Origin of the sequence: uncultured Tenacibaculum sp., assembly GCF_947498805.1 — a bacterium.
Classification (GTDB): Bacteria; Bacteroidota; Bacteroidia; order Flavobacteriales; family Flavobacteriaceae; genus Polaribacter.
Genome location: NZ_CANMLT010000014.1, coordinates 1 through 5,762 on the forward strand (window position 1 = coordinate 1; position 5,762 = coordinate 5,762).

Here is a 5,762-nt window from a genome sequence, read left to right on the forward strand (position 1 = left end):
GATTATTTTGTTGAGTATTCAAATAAGCCGAAAACCTATATCAATATTCATAACATTTCATCGAATACCAAGTATTCAGATTTTGGAGGATTTTTATATAACAATAGTTTTTATTTCGCATCTGCAAAACCAAAGTCAGAAAAAGACAAGAGATTATATAGATGGAATAGACAACCATTTCTAAATATTTATGGAGCACCTCAAAAAAAAATAAATAAAGGTAAGGTGTTAGATGTAGAAGAAACTGAATTGGTTGTAGAGCTAAGTTCGTTGTATCACGAATCTAATTTGATTATTACAAAAGATGGAAATCAAGCATACTTTACAAGAGATAATTTTGATGGAAAACGATTAAAGGGAGGTAAGGATAGAGTTTCTCATCTTAAGATTTATTCAGTAGAAAAGATAGGAGATGTATGGGGAGATATACAAGAACTTCCTTTTAATAGTGAAGATTATTCCTGTGGACATCCTGCATTGAGTCCGGATGAGAAAACATTATACTTTGTGTCTGATATGGAAAACGGATATGGAGAGACTGATATTTATAAGACCGAAATTCTAGGTGATAATGCTTTTGGTGAGCTAGTAAATCTTGGTAAATTAATCAATACAGAAGGAAGAGAGATGTTTCCTTTTATAAACAATGACGGGACCTTGTTTTTTGCATCTGATGGTCATTTAGGATTAGGAGCGTTGGATGTCTTTGAATCAAAATCAGAAAGCAACAACTTTACTTCTCCAGTAAATTTAGGAAGCCCAGTTAACGGACCTTTTGATGATTTTGCTTTTGTAATTAATGACGAACATACCAATGGTTTTTTCTCATCCAATAGAAAAGGAGGAGAAGGAGATGATGATATCTATAGTTTTACAATTTATAATTGTAAGGAAGATATAACAGGAGTTGTATCAGATTCGAGAACAGGAGAACCTATTTCAGAAGTATTGGTTCAATTGATGAATTCAAAAGGAGAACCTATAGCAGAGCAACGAACAGGAAGGTCAGGGAAGTACATATTTAAAAAGATAGACTGTGAAAAGAACTTCGTAGTAGTAGCTTCAAAAGAAGATCATCGTAATGTGAATAGAGATACCAAAACATTAGGTGTTGATAAACAAACTATAATTGAAGATATTCAGTTAGAATCCTTAATAGTGGAAGATCAAATAGTAATCAATCCTATTTATTTTGATTTTGATTTATACAATATACGAGAAGATGCTGAATATGAATTAGAGCATATTGTTTCTGTTTTAAATAACAATCCAGCGTTAGTTATCAAAATAGAATCACATACTGACAGTAGAGGTACCAAAGACTACAATAGAACCTTATCCGATAATAGAGCAAAATCTACTAGAGATTATATTATTTCTAGAGGAATCAGTTCAGAAAGAATTGAAAGTGCCATCGGGTATGGCGAAGATAAATTATTGAATGATTGCGATGATGCAAATCAAAGTAAGTGTACTGAGGAAGAGCATCAAAAAAATCGACGTTCCTACTTTTATATTGTAAAAGGAGGAGTGAACATTCAAGTAAACAATTAAAATTGGGGAATTTCAACCAAAGATTACTTCTTAGAAATTAAATACTATGATAAAATATAGTCAATAAGTAGGATTGACACTTTATTAAAAGGAAAAGAAATACTAAATAAGTTAATACAGGTAATTACAATTCTATTAAGGAAAAGTGATTAAGTGTTTGATTTTTAGAGACGAAAAGAGAATTGTTTTAGCAATTCTCTTTTTTATTTAACATTTTTTTCTATATATTTACTACAACTAAACCTTAAAACTTTTGTTTAATGCTACCTAAAAATACTTCAGAACTCTTTTTTCGCTAGCTTTTTAATGTAATAATAAAAGCGTACCGGTGAATTTTATTGCTAGCGTTTATAATAGTTGGCAAGAATTTATAACTCATTATTTATTAACTCTCAAAAACACGAAGTCCCCACTTATGAATCTAAAAATATCTCCATAGCTACTTATTAGGTCCTTCCTTTAGTTTTCTCTTATTTGATGAAATGTACTCTTTAATTTTAATCTAATTGAAGAGGTGTTCCGTGTATATGTCTATTTGTATTGTACATACATAGACGTGTATTGTAATACCTATAAATTTTAATGATGAAATAAAGTTAATAGCGCATCATACAAAACCGCAAAAAGTCTCCCAGAATGAAAAACAACATACCTAAAAACTATGTAGGAATATTTCTTACATTTTTTTCAATATTTTTTCTTCAAGCAAAAGTATTAAGTCAAGAAAAAAAATCTTTTGAAGAAAGAAGATTAACAGCAATTACGAATGTAGAAGGCGTTAATTATTATCTAAGAAAGAATGTCAATGTTCCTCAAAATAAAGCAAAAGCTTCGAGATTTTTATTTTCAACACTAATGGCTGCTCCTGTATTGGATTTAGATGGAATTAGTTCAGGTGTAGATTATGATTTTCAAGTACAACCAACAACATCTAATATTTATAACTTAGCAACTGTTCCCAATGTAGAAACAGATGCAGGTGTAGCAAGTGCAACAATTAGTTTTGCTGGTATTGTAGATACTCCAAATCAGGAATTGTTAGCAATAGATGATTCAGGATTTGAGCTGTATTATTTTAATACACCATTAGATACTAATGATTACGTTATTGGTGGGTCAACAATTAGAGTACAGCAAACAACGACTACAACTTTTACAATAACAGAAACTTCTGGTAATCCAATTGCTGATACAGAATTTGAAACGTTCTTAACAAGAATCTTTTACGGAGACTTGGACCCATCGTATACAGATGGTATTAGAACCATGACATTAACCATAACGGATACCCACGGAGATACAGCAAGTGCTCAATCTATAATAAGAGTTTATACCACTGGTCCTAGTGCGGTTGATGATGTAAATTCAGTGATGGCGAACAATACCGGAACTATTTCTGGGAATGTTTTAACAGGAGCAGGAGCGGATAGTGGAACGAGTATAACGGTATCAGAAGTAGATGTGTATCCAGCTTTTGTAGGAAATGCTTATACAACATTATATGGTACAATTACAATTCAATCAGATGGTAGTTATTTATACGATGTAGATGAAAATAGTTCTTCAATAACAGGATTAAGAAATGGTGAAAGTTTACAGGATATCATTTCCTATACGGTAGCTGATAATATTGGAATAACTGATTATGGATACCTAACTATAACAATAAATGGAGTAGATGAAGCTCCTGATGCTTTAGATAATTCAGATTCTTTAACAGCATTTGTAGATGCAAATGCCTCTGGAAATGTAATTACCGATCCTGATCCAATATCAGGAGGATCGGATTCTGTAGATCGAGGTTTGTCAACTTTAGTATGGGAAACAGAATTTTCAACACCAGGAGGGGTGTTTGTAGGTTTATCTGGACCTGTTGGTGGTCAAGTTAGAACTATTGATGGTAATTTATTAACTTTTACCTCTACTGATCCGGATGGTATAGGTATTGCAAATGAACATCAAGTAGTATATCAAACAGCGACCAATGGTGGACATACCGGTTATTTTGGTTATGCAGTTGACCCAACAACAAATCCAGTAGCAACTACAGAATTGATTATCACTTTTAGTCAACCTGTATATAATTTAGGTTTTTTAGTAGTAGACATAGATTTTTCTCAAGGAACAGCTTGGCAGGATCAAATAAATATAGCAGGAAGTTTATCGGGTACAAGTTCGAGCTTTAAGTATGTTACTACTGGCGGAGTAGTAGATGCAGGCTCAGGAACTTTTTATGGGATAGGTAGTGCTATACCAAGTGATGCAACAGGAAATGTAAATGTCTTTTTTGAAGAGCCAATTGATAGATTAGTTTTAGGATATAATTATGGACCTAATGCGACAGATGCTGATTTAGGAGGACAAATAGCTGGAATCTCAGATATTTATTGGCAAGGAGCTGCAAGTGGAATTACAGTATCATTAATAGCTACAGATCCTGTTACTGTTGGGTCTTCTTTTGTAGGAACTTATGGAACTTTATTTATGAATCCAGATGGGAGTTATCAATATGTGCCAGATCTTACAAATCCATTAGTAATAAATTTATTAACTGGACAAACTTTAGTAGATACTTTTAACTATACACTTTCTGATGGTTCAAATACAGATAATGCGAATTTAATTATTACAATAAATGGATCTGGTACTGATTCTGATGGAGACTTAGTACCTAATAGAGTTGATATTGATGATGATAATGATGGAATACTTGATTTAGAAGAATGCACAAATAGCCCTACCACATTTTCTAGTTTAACAGCAACAACAGGAACGTTAAATTTACCGAACGCTGGAGGAACAGCCGTTTGGTCTATTTCAAATACTGGACAATCAAGTATTGTTTCATCGGGAGTTTCAGATAATGATGAATTATATTTTGTTTATACCGGTGGAGGAAATTGGAACTTAACATCGGTATTTGATATAACCTCGATACCCTCTGGCGCAGATTTACAATTGAAATTAGAAGGTTTTGTAGATAAAACATCCCCGGATTTTTCTGCTAGTTTTGGTTCAAAGTTTAGTACCTATACTATTAGTTGGACGGGTGGAGTTGGAGATGCTCAAGTATTTGATCCTGCTGGAAATCAGATAGTAGGTGGAGGTCAAACTGTTAGTAATGGAGGGAGTTTTACACAAGATACAGGAGATAAAGGTGGAGGAGCATGGAGTAATAATTTACTACAATGGTATGTAATTTTCCCAAAAGGAGCGACTCAGTTTACAATTAATGCAACTGGTGGAGCTAGCCTTGAAGGATTTCGTTTTTCTGCAGTAGAAACTTTTTGTCCAGATACTGATATGGACGGAATTATAGATAGTTTAGATTTAGATAGTGATGGAGATGGATGTGATGATGTCATAGAGTCTGGAGGAACAGATACTACTCCAAAAAACGGAGTTTTAGATGGAGATGGTTTTAATTCGAGTGGTCAAGTGACAACTGGAGGTTCTATTACTGATGGATATGATGGATCTAATGGTCGTGAAAAAAATGCGGTAAATATTGATGTTGATACTCCACCAAGTAATGTTTCAACAACAATAAGTACTCCTTCAGTATCTTTTACTGTAGCGGCATCTGCAGACCAAGCGACAGCATATTCTGGAGGAACCCCAACTTATGGTACACCAAATAATGCATCTGGAGGTTTAACTTATCAATGGTATGATGGTGATCCAGATTCAGGTGGAGTTGCACTTTCTAATGGAGCTCCATATAGTAATGTAACAACAGCTTCGTTAGGAGTGGTACCTAATGCAAGTTTAAATGGAAAAACCTATTTTGTTTTAATAAAACATGCAAATAATACCTGTGGAGAAAAAAGTAGTGCTACATTATGTGTTATAGACGATACTCTTGCAGTAAGTGACGATACGATTTGTGTAGGAGGAACAGGAGTAATTACAATAACCAATAGTCTTTCAGGAATAAATTACCAATTAAGGTTAGATAGTAATGATAGTAATGTAGGATCTGCTATAGCGGGAACAGGAGGAAATATTAGCTTTAATGTTAATCCTACTGTGACTACTTTATATAATGTATTGGCATCAAATGGCTCTTGTAGTGAAGAACTAACAGATAAACCCACGATAACAGTAAATGCCGATCCAAGTATCACAGCCCAACCAACAGCAACTCAAACAGTCTGTGAAGGCGGAACAGCTACAGTAAGTGTAACCGCAACTGGAGGCGTAAGTTT

General features: G+C 33.7%; 2 protein-coding genes. Both read left to right on the forward strand.

Annotated elements, in window-relative coordinates:
* The coding region (locus Q0873_RS18090; protein ID WP_299110198.1) for an OmpA family protein at nucleotides 1-1,554 on the forward strand (1,554 nt) is incomplete at its 5' end.
* Nucleotides 1,555-2,190: 636 nt separating this feature from the next.
* On the forward strand, nucleotides 2,191-5,762 hold a 3,572-nt coding region (locus Q0873_RS18095), incomplete at its 3' end, for a VCBS domain-containing protein (protein WP_299110200.1).